Raw genomic sequence first — 16,064 nt, 5'->3', positions numbered from 1 at the left:
ATCCTTAAAGGAACAGGGTGAGCACGCCGGTGTATCCGTACAGGCGGGCGTTGGAGATTTCACCGCTGGCGAAGAATCCGGCCAGCGGGATGTCGCCGAAGGTTTCGCGGATCAACGCCAGCTCTTGGCTGCCCTCGCCGAACAGGCTGGGGCCGCGGGCGATGCAGCTGACGTAGAGGGCGCCCTTCGGGGTGGTCTTCACGCGCTTCTTCAGGTTGGCCAGCATGCGGCGCATGTCCGACTCGGCGCTCTGCTGGTCGCGGCGGGTGAACAGGATGGGCTGGCCGCTCTGCACATGATGGGCGACGGCGATCCAGCCGGCGCGCGGGTCGATGGCGATCAGGTCGCGGACCAGATAGTCCGCCGTGTCGCTGCCGGCGATCGGCAGGCCGGCGAAGATGTAGCCGGACACCCGCTTGAGGTCGCGGGCCAGCAACTCGCCGATGTCCTCCTTGAAGACCTCCAGCGCCGGGCGCCCGTCGATCTCCAGGACGACGTTGTCCTCCGCCGCGGTGATGGTGCGCACCGGCCCGATGGGCGTGCAGCCCTGGCTGAGGCCGGTGGCGACCGGCACCTGCGGCGCGAACAGCACGCCCGACACGCCGCCGTCGGCCACCGGCCCGCCGACCATCGTGGCGGTGTTGCCGGGGATGGTGAATTGCGGGAACTCCGACCGCGAGGCCGACAGGCCGCCGACCAGGAAGGCTCCCGTTGATTCCGCCAGCGAAACGACCAGCCCGGCCAGATCCTGGTGGCGCGGGTCGGCGTGGGCGAGCGCCAGCATGGCGCCGTGCTTGTCCAGCCAGCCGCCGGCCATGCGGCGCAGCGGTTCCATGTCGCCCGACACCACCGGGAACAAACGGAAGCCCTCCGGCGGCAGACGGGCCACCATCACGGCGATGCCCGGCTTGTCGAAGATTTCCTCGTCGTTGGCGCAGACGCCGATGCCGACCGTGCCCACCCAGTCGCGGATGCCGGTGACGCCGCGCAGCAGGGTGACCATGCTCGTCGCGTGCTCGGCCAGCGCGTCGGTGATGTAGAGGAAGCCGAGGTTGCAGCCCTCCACCGCGCCGAGTTCGTCCAGGCACGCCTTGACGACGGCGCCCCATTCGGTGCCGGTGGCCGATGCGGCCTTGAAGAAGCTCTCGGTGGTGGCGGTGTCGCCGGCCAGGGTCGCCATGGGTCTTCAGCCTCCGTTTTTGGCGATGCCGTCCAGAAGGCGGGCGACATGGGGCGTGATGCGCTCCACGATCACCTTCACACCGGCCGCGTTGGGATGGATGCCGTCAGGCTGGTTCAGCGCAGCGTCGGCCGCCACGCCGTCCAGGAAGAACGGGTAGAGCTGTACGTCGTACGTCTTCGCCAGATCCGGATAGATGGCGTTGAAGCGGTCCCCGTACGCGCGTCCCAGGCTGGGCGACGCGTACATGCCGGCCAGCAGCACGGGCAGCTTCTCGCCGGTCAGCCGCTTCAAAATGGCGTCGAGGTTGGCGCGCGCCGCGGTGGGGTCGAGCCCGCGCAGCATGTCGTTCGCCCCCAGCTCCACCAGCACGGCGTCCGGCTTGTCGGCCAGCGCCCAGTCGAGCCGCGACAGCCCGCCGGCCGTGGTGTCGCCCGACACGCCGGCGTTGACGACGGTAACGTCGTAGCCCTTCGCCCGCAGCGCCGCCTGCAACTGCACGGTGAAGGCCTGTGGCTCGGGGAGGCCGTAGCCGGCGGTCAGGCTGTCGCCGAGCGCCAGCAAGGTGTATGACCCTTTCCCCGCACCGTTCTGGGCGAGCGCCGTCGTGGTCATGCCGACTCCCGCAACGACGGCAAGAGCGGCCAGCCCCGACCGAAGGAGGGCCATGTTGAAATGGCGGCGCACCATGCCATATGGCGTGAGGTTTTCCCGCCCGTTCCCCCGCCCGTTCCAGAGACGCATGCCAATGTCCCGACCCGATTCCGTTGCCTCTGCCATCGTCGATCTCGACGAGGTGCATCTGAGATTGGACAGCGCGGCCGGACCCGTCAACATCCTGAGAGGCTTGGATCTCCGCATCCAGCCCGGTGAACGGGTCGGCGTGGTCGGTCCGTCGGGCTCCGGCAAGTCGACCATGATGATGGTCATGGCCGGGCTGGAACGCCCCACGGGCGGGACCGTGCGCGTTGCCGGACAGGATCTGGGCCGGCTGGACGAGGACGGGCTTGCGCGCTTCCGCCGCGACCATGTGGGGATCGTCTTCCAGGCTTTCCACCTTGTGCCGACGATGACCGCGCTGGAGAACGTCGCCATCCCCCTGGAATTCGCCGGGGCCGCCGACGCCTTCGACCGCGCCCGCTCCGGGCTGGAGGCGGTCGGGCTGGGCCATCGGCTGAGCCATTATCCGGGCCAGCTCTCCGGCGGCGAGCAGCAGCGCGTCGCCCTGGCCCGCGCCTTCGTCGCGGAGCCGTCGCTGCTGCTGGCCGACGAACCGACCGGCAACCTCGACATCGGCACCGGCGCCACCATCGTGGAACTGCTGTTCGACCTCGCCGAGCGGCGGGGCACGACGCTGGTGCTGATCACCCACGACCCGTCCCTGGCCGACCGCTGCGACCGGACCGTGCGCCTGATGGACGGCCGCATCGTCGACGACGGCATGGCCGCCCGCGCCGAACGCGAGCGCGTGGTGGGGGACTGAGATGTCCGGGGGCGTGGCTGAGCCGGGCCCCCACCCAACCCTCCCCCGCTTCGCAGGGGAGGGCTTTTTCCACCGCCCACATCGTCACTCCCGCCGGACACCCCCATGACCAACCTCGCCCTCGCCTTCCGTCTGGCCCGCCGCGAGTTGCGCGGGGGGCTGAAGGGGTTCCGCATCTTCCTCGCCTGCCTGACGCTCGGCGTCGCGGCCATCGCCGCGGTCAACTCCGTGTCCGGCGGCGTGCTGTCGGGCCTTCAGGCGGACGGGCGGGCGATCCTGGGCGGCGACGTCGCTCTGCGGCAGATCTACGCACCGCCGAGCGACGAGCAGCGCGCCTGGCTGGAACAGGCCGGGCGCCTGTCGCAATCGGTGGAGATGCGCGCCATGGCCCGCTCCGCCGACGACCAGCGCTCCACGCTGGTCGAGCTGAAGGCGGTGGACGGCGTCTATCCGCTCTACGGCTCCGTGGCCCTGGCGCCGGAGGGCGACCTGCACAGCGCGCTGGCCAACCGCGACGGGCGCTGGGGTGCGCTGGTCGAGGACGGGCTGCTCGACCGGCTGGGGCTGAAGACCGGCGACACGCTGCGTCTGGGCGAGGGCGAGTTCGCCGTGCGCGGCGTCCTGACGCGGGAGCCGGACCGGGCGTCCAACGGCGCCTTCTCGCTGGGGCCGCGGGTGATGATCGGCCTGCCGTCGCTGGAGGGCACCGGCCTGCTCCAGCCCGGCAGCATCGTCTACTGGACCGCCAAGCTGGCCCTGCCGCCGGGCACCGACGTGGCGGCGTGGCAGACGGCGCTGACGGCGCGCTTCCCCGACGCCGGCTGGCGGGTCCGCGACTTCACCAACGCCTCCCCGCAGATCGAGCGCTTCATCGACCGCATGACGCTGTTCCTGACGCTGGTCGGGCTGACCGCCTTGCTGGTCGGCGGGGTCGGGGTGGGCAACGCGGTGCGCAGCCATCTCGATTCGCGCGCCCGCACGATCGCCACGCTGAAATGCCTGGGCGCGCCGGGCGATCTGGTCTTCCAGGTCTATCTGCTGCAGATCCTCGCTTTGTCCGGGCTGGGCATCCTGCTTGGGCTGCTGCTCGGTGCGGTGGCGCCGCTGGGGCTGGGGTCGCTGCTCGATCAGGTGCTGCCGGTGCCCACCCGGATCGGCGTCTACCCAAGCGCCCTGGCGCTGGCCGCGCTCTATGGCCTGCTGACCGCGCTGACCTTCTCGCTGTGGCCGCTGGGCCGCGCGCGGGAGGTGCCGGCCGCGGCGCAGTTCCGCGACGTGGTCGCCCCCGCCGGCGGCCGCCCGCGCGCGGTCTATCTGGCGGCGATGGCGCTGACCGTGGCGGCTCTGGCCGGGCTGGCCGTCGCCACCGCCCACAACAAGATGTTCGCCGCTTGGTTCGTCGGCGGCTCCATCGCCACTTTCATCGCCTTCCGCGTGGCCGCCTGGCTGGTGGTGCGCGGGGCGGCGGCGGCGGGGCGCCCGCGCCGTCCGGGGCTGCGGCTGGCGCTCGCCAACCTGCACCGGCCCGGCAACCCGACCGGGGCGGTGGTGCTGTCGCTCGGTCTCGGCCTGACGGTGCTGGTGGCCATCGCGCTGATCGAGGGCAACTTCTCCCGCCGGGTCAACGAGACGATCCCCAAGGACGCGCCCAGCTTCTTCTTCGTGGACATCCAGCCCGACCAGTTCGAGCCGCTGAAGCAGATGGTCTCTGCCCTGCCCGGCACCAGCGGGTTCGAGGCGGTGCCGTCCTTGCGCGGGCGGATCGAGACGGTGGACGGCCAGCCGGCGGAGAAGGCGCTGGTCAACCCCGAGCAGTCCTGGGTGCTGTCCGGCGACCGCGGCATCACCTATTCGGCCAAGCTGCCCGAGCATTCGGAGATCGTCGCCGGCTCCTGGTGGCCGGAGGACTACAAGGGGAAGCCGTTGATCTCCATCCACCAGAACGTGGCGAGCGCCTTCGGCATCGGTCCTGGTGCCACCATGGGGATCAACGTCCTGGGCCGCACCATTGAGGCGACGGTGGGCAACGTGCGCGCCGCCGACTTCTCGACTCTGGCCATCAACTTCGCCCTGGTCTTCGCACCGGGCACGCTGGAGCGGGCGCCGCAGACCTGGATCGCCACCGTCCGCAGCACCCCGGCGGCGGAGCCGGAGGTGCAGCGTTCCGTCCTGCAGCGCTTTCCCAACGTGACGCTGGTGCGGGTGAAGGACGCGCTGGACACGGTGGGCACCATGCTGGGCCACATCGGCACGGCGGTGCGCGTCACCGCGGGCATCACGCTGGCCGCCGGCACGCTGGTGCTGGCCGGGGCGGTCGCCGCCGGGCACCGCCGCCGGGTCTACGACGCCGTGGTGCTGAAGGTGCTGGGCGCCACGCGGGCCGACGTGCTGAAGGCGTTCCTGCTGGAATACGGGCTGCTCGGCATCCTGACCGCAGCCATCGCCGGGGTCATCGGCACCATCACGGCCTGGGCGGTGATGACCTTCCTGATGCGTTGGGACTGGACGTTCCTGCCGTCGGCGGTGCTGACCACGGCGCTGCTCAGCACCGCCATCACGTTGGCCTTCGGCTTCCTCGGGACGTGGCGGGCGCTCGGCCAGCCCTCCGCCCCGCTGCTGCGCAACGACTGACACCGGCGATCACCGGGGTGACCGCCGGTGTTGCGCCTGACCGTCACGAGCCCTGGCTGAGCGCCTCGGCCAGCGCGCGGTCGGGATGGTTCCCGCCGACGATGAGCTGCATGGAGCCGGTCGGCACCTCGACCCCCAGCTCCTCGAAGCGCTTCCTCATGCGGCGGTTGAACTCGCGCGACACGCCCCATTGCTTGGTCGGGCGGGTCTTGAAGCGCGCGGTGATCAGCTGGGTCGAGTCGGGCTGGAACTTGTCCAGGCCCATCACCTCCAGCGGCGCCATGATGTCGGGCGCGAACAGCGCGTCGGCCTGCAGGCCGGTGCCGATCTCCTTCAGCAGTTCGATCACGCGGTCGGGATCCTCGCGGTAGGCGACCCGCACCTCGAACAGGGCGTAGGAGAAGTCCTTCGACATGTTCTTGACGGTGCTGACCGAGTTGAAGGGCACGGTGTGGATGGCGCCCGACCCGTCGCGCAGCCGGATGGAGCGGATGGAAATGGCCTCCACCGAGCCGGAATGGCCGCCGCCCACATCCACCACGTCGCCGATGGAGATGCTGTCCTCGAACAGGATGAACAGGCCGGTGATGATGTCCTTGACCAGCGTCTGCGACCCGAAACCGACGGCCAGACCGACCACACCGGCACCGGCCAGCAGCGGCGCGATGTTGACGCCCAGTTCCGACAGGGTGATCAGCGACACCATGGTCACCAGCACCACCAGGAAGGCGTTGCGCAGCAGCGGCAGCAGGGTGCGCACCCGCGCGCTGCGCTCGATCCGCGTGCCGTTGCGGTCGGTGGAGGCGAGGAAGCGCTCGATCATCGCGCTGACCACCTCCCAGGCGACGATGGAGCCGACCAGCAGAAGGCCGATGGTGACCGTGCTGCGCAGGATGCGCTGCCCCAGCCGCGTGTCCGTCCAGGCCAGCGTGTCGAAGCCCCAGCCGTAGAGGATCATCATCGCGGCACCGACCCAGATCACCGTTTTCACCACCCGGTGCAGGAAGGGCAGGTAGAGGGAGGCGCGGTCCTTCAGCGGCGGCAGCGCGCCCTGGCTTTCCGGAACCATGCGCAGGCCGCGGCGCAGACCGCGGTTGATGCCGTTGACCAGAAGCCGGGCGATCACCGCGACCAGGATGGTGATGCCGGTGGCGCGGGCCAGATACTCGAACCCGCCATAGACGTTCAGCACCCAGACGCCGAAGGTCACCACGACGTAGATGATCGCCAGGACGTGCCAGACGTCGGCGAAGCGGCGGCGGGCGGAGCGCAGGACGGCGCCCTGGCCCTCCGACTCGCGCTCCGCGGTGGCCGCCGGATCGCCGTCGCCGGACAGCGGGTTGCCGTGCATCCAGTCGGCGACGATGCGGCGGTTCTGCAGGATCAGCGCGATCAGCATGCCGGCGATCGCCAGCCCCAGCAGCTTCAGCAGCGCGCCGTAGGCGCCGAGCGGCAGGCCCAGCACATAGGCGCCCTCCGCCAGGAAATAGCCGTAGACGCCGACCGCGGCCAGCCGGCGGACCCAGCGGTAGAGGCGCAGCGCGTTGGCGTCGCCCATCCGCACCATGCGCAGGGAGGGCGCGAAGGGCGAGATCAGGATGCGGGCGGCGACCAGCAGGATCTGCAGGATGACGGTGGCGTTGATGACGGCCAGCGCGACCAGCCGGACGCGCGGCCCCGGCTCGCTGACCGACAGGATGGCGTAGCCGACGACGATGAAGGCGGCGATGGGCGCCAGTTCCAGCAGCGCACGGCCGAGCAGCAGCGGCAGGCGCACCAGCGCCGTGGTGCCCCGGCGGGCGGCCAGCGCGTTGCGCGGGCGGGCGAGCAGCCAGCCGACGAAGCGCTCGATCGCCAGACCGGCGGTCAGGATCATCGTCAGCTGGATGGCGATCTGCACCCAGCGGTCGCGGGCCGACGGGTCGATCATCTGCCGGTTCGCCCACTCGATGGCGCCGGGCAGTTCCTTGAAGACGTTGCCGACCTGGACGAGCTGGCGGCTCAGCACGTCCATGCGCTCGGCCAGGAAGGACAGGGCGGTGGCGCCGATGGTCTCGGGCAGGGTGCTGGCCGCCGGGGCCTCCTCGGCCTTGGCCTGCTCCAGCCCCTTCTGCGCGGCGACCAGCGCCTTCAGCTGCTCGACCAGCCGGGCGCGGGCCGCCGGGTCCTCCAGCGTCGTGATCATCGCCTGCATCTGCTCGGGCGTCGGATCGGGCGAGGCGGCGGATTCCGCGGGGGCCGCGGCGGCCGGGGCCGGCATGGCGGCGCCCGGAACGGGTCCGGCGGCCAGCGACGGCGTGGCGAGGCCGGCGAGAAGCAGCAGAAGGACGGCGAGTGCGCCCATGCAGGGGACCGTCCACCGGGTGCGTGCGCGAAGCATCCCTGTCCTTTTCCGTGATTTCAGCAATGCGGGCGTGAAGGCCGGGGACGTTATCCCGTGCCCGCCTCCTTGCCAACCCGCGCAGTTTCAGACCTTTTTGGGACGGAATTGCGGCCGCGCCCAAGGCGTCGGCGGGCTCCGGACAGGGAGTTAGGGCGCTTTTCCGCCAGCCTGGGCACTGTCTTGGACCTCGTCCTGCGCGACATGGCAGGCGACTCGGTGGCCGGGCGCCACGGGGTCGAGCGTCGGGGGGACCTGGGCGCAGCCGTCATGGGCGAGCGGGCAGCGCAGCCGCAGGGCGCAGCCGGTCGGTGGGCGCAGGGGGGACGGCGGATCGCCGTGCAGCGCCGGGCGGGCGAGGCCGGCCGCCGCGATCAGCGCGCGGCTGTAGGGGTGGCGCGCCCCGGCCGCCAGAACCGAGCTGTCCGCCGACTCGACGATTCGGCCGAGCAGAAGCACCAGCGCCCGCCGCGCGATCCGCAAGCCCTCCGCCGCGTCCTGGGTGGCGTAGAGCAGGGCCAGCCGGCGGCGGCGGCGGATCGCCTGCAGCAGGGCCAGGAAGTCCGCCCGCTCCGCTCCGTCGAGCGCCGCCGCGGGCTCGTCGCAGACCAGCAGGCGCGGCTCCGGCAGCAGGGCGCGGGCCAGCCCGGCGCGCGCCGCCGCCGCCGGACGGAGCGCGCCGGGATGGAGGTCGAGGACCGTCGCGGGAAGCCCGACCTCCTCCAGCGCCTCGGCCAGCCGGGCGGCGCGGTCGGCTGAAGATCGGGTGGGCCGCAGCGACTCCAGCGTCTCGGCGAACTGCGCGCCGATGGTCATCAGCGGGTCGAAGGCGGCCAGCGGATCGGGGAAGAGGATTTGCAGGTCCCGCCGCGCCCGGCGCATCGCCTCCGGCGGGGCGGCGGCGAGGTCGGTTCCCAGCCAGGACACCTGACCGCCGACCGGCGGGACCAGCCGCAGGATGGCGCGGGCCAGCACCGACTTGCCGCTGCCCGTCTCGCCGAGCAGGGCCAGCGTCTCGCCCTCGGCCAGCGCGATGGACAGGCCATCGACGACGGTCAGCCAGCGCTCCTCGCCGCGCCAGCTCCGCCCCAGCGGAAAGGCGACGCGCAGGTCGCGCACCGACAGGATGGGCGGGCCGGAGGGCGCCGGCTCCACCGGGGACAGGGCGGGGGTGGGCTCCTCCTCCGGCGCTTCCAGGCGCCCTTGGGCCAGGATCAGCCGGCGGTCGGCCAGACCGGAGTGGACCGGGTCGGGTTGCGGGCGTTCGGCCAGCAGCAGCGCCGTTCCGGCCTCCCGCGTCCAGGCGGCGAGGTCGCTCAGCAGGCGGACGCGCTGGGTGGGGTCGAGCGCGGCGGCGGGGGCGTCGGCGAGCAGCAGCGCCGGCTGCGCCGCCATGGCCAGCGCCAGCGCGGCCCGCCAGCGCATCGCCTCGCCCAACTCATGCGGGTGGAGCGCCAGCCGGCGCGCGGCGGCGGGCACCTGGAAGCGCTCCAGCGCCTCGGCGGCGCAACGCAGGGCGGTGCGCTCGTCCATCCCGGACTGGTGGGCCAACAGTTCGGTGAACTGGGCGCCCAGCGGGCGCAGCGGGTCGAGGGCGCCGTCCTGGGTGACCAGGAGGCGCCGCCCCCGGATGTGGATGTCGCCCAGCACCGTGATGCCCTTGGGCGCGAGGCCGGCCAGCGCGCGCAGCAGCAGCGTCTTGCCCGCCCTGGTGCCGCCCGACAGGGCCAGCACCTCGCCGGGCTCGACGGCGAAGCTCAGCCGGTCGAGCAGGATGTCGCGGCTGGTCAGCAGGGACAGACCCTCCACCCGCAGCGGCACGCCGTTGTCCGCTCCGCTCACTGGTGTCCTCCCGCGGCCGTGGAGAAGGCCAGCCGCATCCCGTCGCCCACCCCGTGCAGCGCCCACAGGGTCAGCGCCAGCAGCAGCGCCGGCCCGGCCAGCGCCGCGGCGTCGCCCGCCTGCGCCGCTGCGCCGATGGCGGTTCCCCAGCCGGTCACCCCCTCCGGCAGGCCGAGGCCGAGCAGGCTGGCGAGGCTTTCCGCCATCAGGGCGCGGGGAAGGGCGATCCAGGCAGCGGCGGCGAGCGGCAGGACGGCGTTGGGCAGGATGTGGCGGCGCAGCCGGCGTCCGCCGGTCAGCCCGGCGGCCTGGGCGGCGCTCAGGAACTCCCGCCGCAGCAGGGCGCGCAGCTCGTCCCGCGCGATGACGGCTACCGCCGGGGCGGCGATCAGGGCGGTCACCACGGCCATCGGCGCCAGCCCGCGCTCCGGACCCAGCAATCCGCCGGCCAGCGGCAGGACCAGCGCCAGGGGAAGGCCGGTCAGGGCGATGGCGGGCGCCATCATCGCCCGCTCCGCCCGCTCGCCCAGCGCAACCGCTGTGGCGGCCCAGAGCAGGCCGAGGGCGGCCCCGCCCAGCCCGGCGAGCAGCGCGAAGGTCAGGCTCTGGTGCCCGGCGGCCAGCGCCGCCCCCACCGGGCCGCCCCCGGCGACGAGGCCGGCCGCGACCGCCAGCATCAGCGCCGCGAGAATGGTCAGCCCCGCGGCGGCGGGCCGGTGCGCGGTCAGCCGCTGCCCGGCCTTCTGCCAGGGGCCGTCGCGCCAGTGTGGATCGGTGCGGGAGTCGGTGCCGGCGGGTCTGTGCATCAGGCCATCCGGGCCCGCGGGTCGATCCGGCCGTGCAGCGCGCCGCCCAGGGCGGCCAGCAGCACGGCGAGGCCGCACAGCCCGGCGAGCGCCGCGACGGCCATGCCGGTGTCCCCGGCGCGCGCCGCCTCGACGAACAGCCGCCCGGCGCCGGAAAAGCCGGTCCCGAACAGGCTTTCCACCGCCACGGCCGCGGTCACCGTTCCGGCCACGGCGCTGCGCAGGCCGCCCATCGCCGCCGACAGCCCCAGCGGCAGGGTGAGCCGCCACAGCAGGGCGGAGCCGTCCATCCCGCGTCCGCGCGCCGCCAGCAAAACGGTGTCCTCCGCCCCGGCCCGCGCCCGGCCGGCGAGCGTCGCGGCCTGGGCGGTGGCGGGCAGGGCGAGGGCGGCGAGGCCCAGCAGGACGGGCGCCTTTGCCAGCGTGGCGGCGAAGATCGCGGCTAGCAGGAAGCCCGGTATGGCCGGACCCACCCCGCCAAGGAGAGCGCCCGCCCCGCCCAGGACACCGAGCAGGGCGCCGACCCCGGTCCCCAGCACCAGCGCCGGCACGACCAGCGCCAGCGTCGCCGGCAGGGCGGCCAGCGTGGCGCCCAGCGCCTGCGTCCAGCCGGGTCCCGCCAGCGCGGCCACCACGGCGGCGGCGAGCGCGAGGCCCAGCAGGGCCGGCACCACGGCCAGCACCCGGCGCAGGACGAGGCTCAGCATCGGCCCCGCCGGGAGCGGGCGGCCGTGACGGGCGGATTGTCTGGAGGGACGGACAAGCGGCTCACAACAAGCGGGTCACAGGGCAAGGACGGGGGCAAAGACGGGCACGAATGGAGTCCTCCTGACGGTACCCAGGTCCCGGCCGGTCGGGCAATGGATTTTCGCCTCTCGGCGGGGGGCGGGGAGGGTTGGTCGGCTGCGGTGTTGTTCGGGCATCCGCCTTCCTGGCCGGTCGCAGCCCGTCCCGGACGCACCATATATGAACCCCCGATGCCGATCCCCGCAGGAACCCCGGTCCAGCCGCGTCCCATGCCCGACCAGCCGTCCGTCGCCCAGCCATTCCTCCCCGCAACGCCGCTTCCGGCGTCCCCCGCGATGGCCGCGGCCCCGCTGCTGGTGCCGGGCCGCACCTGCTGGCGGGTGGAGCGGGCCGAGCGGGTCGGGGTCATTGTCGATGCGGAAGACTACTTCGCGCTCGCCAAGGCGGCGATGCGGCAGGCGCGGCGCAGCATCTACCTGACCGCCTGGGACTTCGACGCCCGCATCCGGCTGACCCCGCAGGCGCGCCACCCGCGCCGCCCCGACAAGCTGGGCAACCTGCTGAACTGGCTGGCCGCGACCCGCCCGGACCTGACCATCCACGTGCTGAAGTGGGACTTCGCCGAGCTGTTCGATCTGGCCCGCTGGTCGCAGCCGCTGTTCCTGCGCGGCTGGCTCAGCCATCCGCGGCTCCAGTACCGGCTGGACGGCGACCATCCCGCGGGGGCCTGCCATCATCAGAAGATGCTGGTGATCGATGACCGGCTGGCCTTCTGCGGCGGGCTGGACATCACCGCCAACCGCTGGGACACCCGCGCCCACCGCGCCGACGAGCCGCTGCGCCGCCAGCCGGACGGCACCCCCTACGAGCCCTTCCACGACGTGATGATGGCGGTGGACGGCGACGCTGCCCGCGCGCTGGGCGACCTGTTCCGCGAGCGCTGGCGCCGCGCCACCGGCTGCGTGCTGTCGCCGCCCGCCATGGACGTGCTTGGCGGCGGTGGCGGCCTTTCCGACGGCAAGCGCCCCCGGCGGCTGCGGCTGAAGGCGCGCCGGGCCGGGCCGGACAGCCCCGACCCCTGGCCGCAACAGCTCGTCCCGCTGCTCAAGGGCATGCCCGTCGGCATCGCCCGCACCGAACCCGGCTACAACGGGCGCGCCGAGGTGCGGGAGGTCGAGGCGCTCTACACCGCCGCCATTGCCGCGGCCGAGCGCTTCATCTACATGGAGAGCCAGTATTTCGCCTCGGTCGCCGTGGCCGAGGCTCTGAAGGCGCGGCTGGCCGAGCCGGACGGGCCGGAGGTGGTCGTCGTCAACTCCGCCCGCACGTCGAGCTGGCTGGAGAACACCGTGATGCTCGGCGCCCGCGCCCGGCTGGTGAAGGAGCTGCGCGAGGCCGACCGGAACGGGCGCTTCCGCTTCTACATCGCCAAGACCGAGAGCGCCAAGACGGGCAGCGTCGGCATCACCATCCACGCCAAGGTGATGGTGGTGGACGACCGGCTTCTGCGCATCGGCTCGGCCAACCTGAACAACCGGTCGATGGGGCTAGACACCGAATGCGATCTGGCGCTGGAGGCGCCGCACGGGCGGGCGGAGGGGCGCGAGGCCCGGCTGGCCATTGCCGGGGTGCGCGACGACCTGATCGCCGAGCATCTCGGGGTGGCGCCGGAAAGCGTGACGGCGGAACTGCGCCGCTCCGGCTCGCTCATCCGCACGGTGGAGACGCTGCGCCGGCCCGGCGGGCGGACGCTGGAATTGCTGGAGGACGCCGACCCCGGCCTGCTGGCCGCCGCCGTCGCCGACTCCATGCTCTTCGACCCGGAACGCCCTGTGGGTGCTGCGGACATCGTGTGGCGCGTCCTGCCGTCGCGCATCCCGCGGCGCCACCACTGGCTGGCGCTGGCGGTCATCCTGGCGGTGGTCGGCGGGGTGTGGGGGCTGTGGAACCACACGCCCCTGCGCGACTGGGCGACCCTCGACGCCGTCCTGGGGGCGTTCGAAAGCCTGCGCGAGTCGACCTTCGGACCGCTGTGGCTGATCCTCCTCTATGTCGCCGGGGGCTTCGTGCTGTTTCCGGTGCTGCTGCTGATCGCGGCGACGGCCATCGCGCTGGGGCCGTGGATGGGCTTCCCGACCGCGCTGGCCGGGGTGCTGGCCTCTGCCGCGGCGCTGTTCTGGGTGGGGCGGCTCACCGGCCGGCGCCCCATCGAGCGCTACGGCGGCGCGGTGGTGCGGCGGGCCAGCGGCGCGCTGGGCGAGCGCGGCGTGCTGGCCATGGCGGCGCTGCGGGTGGTGCCGGTGGCCCCCTTCACCGTGGTGAACCTCGTCGCGGGGGCTTCCCGCATCCGGTTTCCCGACTATCTGTTCGGGACGATCCTGGGGATGGCGCCCGGAATCCTTGTCTTCAACCTGCTCGGGCACCAGCTTGAGCGTGTGTTGACGGAACCGACGCCCACCGACATGGTTCTTCTGGGGCTGGCGGCGGTGACGGCGCTGGGGCTCGGCTGGGCCGGCAATCGGCTGGTGCGGGCCCTGGCGGCGAAACGGCCAACAATTGGGCCGACCACCGGGCCGGCCACCGGAGAAACAGCGAAGGGAGACCAACAGCGGTGATCCGATTCAGCCGAGAGCGTGTGCAGCGGATCGCCTCCGCGCTGCGCGCCGCCCGCGTCCGCCGCCCGAAGCGCCGCGTCGACAGCCGCAGCGGCCCGGTGCCGGAGGGCATGGCGCCGCTGCGCGTGGCGACCTGGAACATCCACAGCTGCGTCGGGCTGGACGCGCGCTTCGCGCCGGACCGCATCGCCGAGGTCATCAAGGAGCTGGATGTCGATCTGGTCGGGCTCCAGGAGGTCGGCTGGCACCACCGCGGGGAATCCGGGCTGGATCAGTTCGCCTTCCTGGAACGCGCCACCGGCCTGAAGGCCCACGCCGGCCCGACCAAGCACAACGCCCATGCCCATTACGGCAACGCCATCCTGACCCGGCTGCCGGTCCTGAAATGCGAGCCCGTCGACCTCAGCGTCGGCCGGCGGGAACCGCGCGGCGGCATCGACGTGATCGTCGAGGTGGAGGGGCGCCCGGTGCGCATCATCGTCGCCCATCTCGGCCTCGACCCGTGGGAGCGGGCCCGGCAGGTCGGCGCGATCGTGGACCGGCTGGAGGAACAGCCGGCCCTGCCGACCCTGTTCATGGGCGACCTCAACGAATGGGCGCCCAATTCGCCCCGGCTGCGCAAGCTGGCCGAGGCCTTCCCCGACTGGGCCAGCCCGCGCAGCTTCCACGCGCGGATGCCCACACTGCGGCTCGACCGCATCTACGTGAACAACGGGCTGACCATCCCCTCCTACGAGGTGGTGCGCACGGTTCTGACGCGCCGCGCGTCCGACCATCTGCCGGTGCGCGCCACCGTGGCGGTGCCATAACCGATATTCCCGCTCGGGTATGCCGGGCTCCTGATTGCTTCAAGGCGCGTGCGCGGTTCCGCGGACGCGCCTTTTTCTTTGGGCTTGATCCTCCTGCCTTGCCTCCTTTGCAGTGCAGCGTTGCGCGGTCTGTTTCGTACCGCTGACTGTTTCCCATGTAAGTTTTTTGCCCGAGAACGGATGTCGGCTATTGACCTTTCGGATAAGGACTGGCCAATCTATTGGTTGGTCATACGACCTATGACGACCGACCGATGACAGCACCCAGCCGACCGGGCGTGGGATCAACCGCCGAAGCGAGGACCTGTTGCTTTACCATCTCTACGATCTGCAGCACGCCGCCCTGCGCCCGATGCGCCTCCTGGCCGAAGCGACCCAGCACACCTTCCAGAACCCGTTCAGCCCGGTTTCCTACACCCACGTCGGTCGCGCCATGGCCGCCGGCGCGGAACTGCTGGAGCGCACCACCCGCCGCTTCCCCAAGCCGGAATTCGGCCTGAAGACCACGGTGGTGAACGGCGAGACGGTGGCGGTCACCGAGCGCATCGCCCACCGCAAGCCGTTCTGCAACCTGCTGCACTTCGCCAAGCCGGAGGGCACCCCGGCGCAGCCGCGCGTCCTGCTGGTCGCCCCGATGTCGGGCCACCACGCGACGCTGCTGCGCGGCACGGTGGCGGCGCTGCTGGCCGACCACGACGTCTTCGTCACCGACTGGATCGATGCCCGGCTGGTGCCGCTGGCGCGCGGCCGGTTCGACCTGGACGACTACATCGACACGGTGACGGAGCTGATCCGCTTCCTCGGGCCGCAGACCCACGTCATCGCGGTGTGCCAGCCGGCGGTTCCGGTGCTCGCCGCGGTGTCGCTGATGGCGGCAGGGGACGAGGCGGTGCAGCCGCGCTCCATGACGCTGATGGGCGGCCCCATCGACCCGATGGCCAACCCGACCGTGCCGGTGAAGCTGGCGGCGACCCACCCGCTGTCCTGGTTCGAGCGCAACGTCATCACCACCGTTCCGGCCTATTATCCGGGCGGCTTCCGTCAGGTCTATCCGGGCTTCATTCAGCTCTCCGGCTTCATGTCGATGAACCTGGACCGCCACATCGGGGAGCATGTCGGCCTGTTCCGCCACCTCGTCCGCGGCGACGGCGACTCCGCGGAGCAGCACCGCCGCTTCTACGACGAGTATCTGTCGGTGATGGACCTGTCGGCGGAATTCTACCTGCAGACCATCGAGACGGTGTTCCAGAAGCATTCGCTCGCCAACGGCACCATGGAGTCGCGCGGGCGCAAGGTGGAGCCGGCGGCGATCCGCCGGACCGCCGTGATGACGGTGGAGGGCGAGCTGGACGACATCTCCGCCCCTGGCCAGACCGAATCGGCGCACCGCCTCTGCGCCTCGCTGCCCGACGGCATGCGCGCCCGCCATTTCCAGAAGGGTGTGGGCCACTACGGCATCTTCAACGGCCGGCGCTGGCGCGAGAGCATCATGCCGGCGGTGCGGGAGTTCATCCGCAAGCACGATTGAGGCCGGTGGCGTTCCCTCTCCCGTCCCGGGAGAGGGAAGGGAC

General features: G+C 72.3%; 11 protein-coding genes. 5 read left to right on the top strand and 6 right to left on the bottom strand.

The window, feature by feature from the left end; all coding sequences use genetic code 11:
- Window positions 1-4 precede the first annotated feature (4 nt).
- Window positions 5-1,180: an FIST signal transduction protein gene (locus ACFPMG_RS25250; protein WP_376998013.1), complete on the bottom strand. Its 1,176-nt coding sequence runs from the start codon at window positions 1,178-1,180 to the stop codon at window positions 5-7.
- 6 nt (window positions 1,181-1,186) lie between these two features.
- Window positions 1,187-1,795, bottom strand: a complete 609-nt coding sequence (locus ACFPMG_RS25245) for an arylesterase (RefSeq protein ID WP_376998012.1) — start codon at window positions 1,793-1,795, stop codon at window positions 1,187-1,189.
- 133 nt (window positions 1,796-1,928) lie between these two features.
- Between ACFPMG_RS25245 and ACFPMG_RS25240 the strand changes: the two genes are divergently transcribed.
- Window positions 1,929-2,663, top strand: a complete 735-nt coding sequence (locus ACFPMG_RS25240; RefSeq protein ID WP_376998011.1) for an ABC transporter ATP-binding protein — start codon at window positions 1,929-1,931, stop codon at window positions 2,661-2,663.
- A 105-nt stretch (window positions 2,664-2,768) separates the two neighbouring features.
- Window positions 2,769-5,294, top strand: coding sequence for an ABC transporter permease (locus ACFPMG_RS25235; protein ID WP_376998010.1), 2,526 nt, complete (start codon window positions 2,769-2,771; stop codon window positions 5,292-5,294).
- Window positions 5,295-5,337: 43 nt separating this feature from the next.
- Here ACFPMG_RS25235 and ACFPMG_RS25230 read toward each other — a convergent pair whose 3' ends face one another.
- The 4 genes from ACFPMG_RS25230 to ACFPMG_RS25215 all read right to left on the bottom strand — a co-directional run bounded on the left by ACFPMG_RS25230 (window position 5,338) and on the right by ACFPMG_RS25215 (window position 11,029).
- Complete coding sequence (locus ACFPMG_RS25230; RefSeq protein WP_376998009.1) at window positions 5,338-7,638, bottom strand: mechanosensitive ion channel domain-containing protein; 2,301 nt, start codon at window positions 7,636-7,638, stop codon at window positions 5,338-5,340.
- A 186-nt stretch (window positions 7,639-7,824) separates the two neighbouring features.
- Window positions 7,825-9,516 (bottom strand): oligopeptide/dipeptide ABC transporter ATP-binding protein, encoded by a 1,692-nt coding sequence (locus ACFPMG_RS25225; RefSeq protein WP_376998008.1) that lies wholly within the window; start codon window positions 9,514-9,516, stop codon window positions 7,825-7,827.
- A complete protein-coding gene (locus ACFPMG_RS25220) occupies window positions 9,513-10,322 on the bottom strand; it encodes an ABC transporter permease subunit (protein WP_376998006.1) in 810 nt (269 codons plus the stop codon). The genes ACFPMG_RS25225 and ACFPMG_RS25220 overlap by 4 nt, the downstream gene beginning before the upstream one ends.
- A complete protein-coding gene (locus ACFPMG_RS25215; RefSeq protein WP_376998005.1) occupies window positions 10,322-11,029 on the bottom strand; it encodes an ABC transporter permease subunit in 708 nt (235 codons plus the stop codon). The genes ACFPMG_RS25220 and ACFPMG_RS25215 overlap by 1 nt, the downstream gene beginning before the upstream one ends.
- Window positions 11,030-11,299: 270 nt before the next feature.
- Here ACFPMG_RS25215 and ACFPMG_RS25210 point away from each other — a divergent pair, with 270 nt between their 5' ends.
- The 3 genes from ACFPMG_RS25210 to ACFPMG_RS25200 all read left to right on the top strand — a co-directional run bounded on the left by ACFPMG_RS25210 (window position 11,300) and on the right by ACFPMG_RS25200 (window position 16,021).
- The gene (locus ACFPMG_RS25210; RefSeq protein ID WP_376998004.1) at window positions 11,300-13,684 is read left to right on the top strand and encodes a VTT domain-containing protein; all 2,385 of its coding nucleotides are present in this window, start codon (window positions 11,300-11,302) and stop codon (window positions 13,682-13,684) included.
- Entirely contained in the window at window positions 13,681-14,493 is an 813-nt protein-coding gene (locus ACFPMG_RS25205; protein ID WP_052584212.1) for an endonuclease/exonuclease/phosphatase family protein, read from the top strand. Before ACFPMG_RS25210 ends, ACFPMG_RS25205 begins: the two co-directional genes overlap by 4 nt.
- 307 nt (window positions 14,494-14,800) lie before the next feature.
- The gene (locus ACFPMG_RS25200) at window positions 14,801-16,021 is read left to right on the top strand and encodes a polyhydroxyalkanoate depolymerase (protein WP_376998003.1); all 1,221 of its coding nucleotides are present in this window, start codon (window positions 14,801-14,803) and stop codon (window positions 16,019-16,021) included.
- Window positions 16,022-16,064: the final 43 nt, after the last annotated feature.

This window comes from Azospirillum himalayense (assembly GCF_042657465.1).
In the GTDB taxonomy this organism is placed as follows: Bacteria; Pseudomonadota; Alphaproteobacteria; order Azospirillales; family Azospirillaceae; genus Azospirillum; species Azospirillum himalayense.
This window is presented reverse-complemented; position numbering and strand designations above follow the sequence as displayed.

What these genes read in the sequence shown, in the direction of transcription:
- ACFPMG_RS25230 (WP_376998009.1), bottom strand. Translation starts at nt 7,638, where the DNA reads ATGGGCGCACTCGCCGTCCTTCTGCTGCTTCTCGCCGGCCTCGCCACG.
- ACFPMG_RS25250 (WP_376998013.1), bottom strand. Translation starts at nt 1,180, where the DNA reads ATGGCGACCCTGGCCGGCGACACCGCCACCACCGAGAGCTTCTTCAAG.
- ACFPMG_RS25240 (WP_376998011.1), top strand. Translation starts at nt 1,929, where the DNA reads ATGTCCCGACCCGATTCCGTTGCCTCTGCCATCGTCGATCTCGACGAG.
- ACFPMG_RS25220 (WP_376998006.1), bottom strand. Translation starts at nt 10,322, where the DNA reads ATGCACAGACCCGCCGGCACCGACTCCCGCACCGATCCACACTGGCGC.
- ACFPMG_RS25215 (WP_376998005.1), bottom strand. Translation starts at nt 11,029, where the DNA reads ATGCTGAGCCTCGTCCTGCGCCGGGTGCTGGCCGTGGTGCCGGCCCTG.
- ACFPMG_RS25235 (WP_376998010.1), top strand. Translation starts at nt 2,769, where the DNA reads ATGACCAACCTCGCCCTCGCCTTCCGTCTGGCCCGCCGCGAGTTGCGC.
- ACFPMG_RS25210 (WP_376998004.1), top strand. Translation starts at nt 11,300, where the DNA reads ATGCCGATCCCCGCAGGAACCCCGGTCCAGCCGCGTCCCATGCCCGAC.
- ACFPMG_RS25245 (WP_376998012.1), bottom strand. Translation starts at nt 1,795, where the DNA reads ATGACCACGACGGCGCTCGCCCAGAACGGTGCGGGGAAAGGGTCATAC.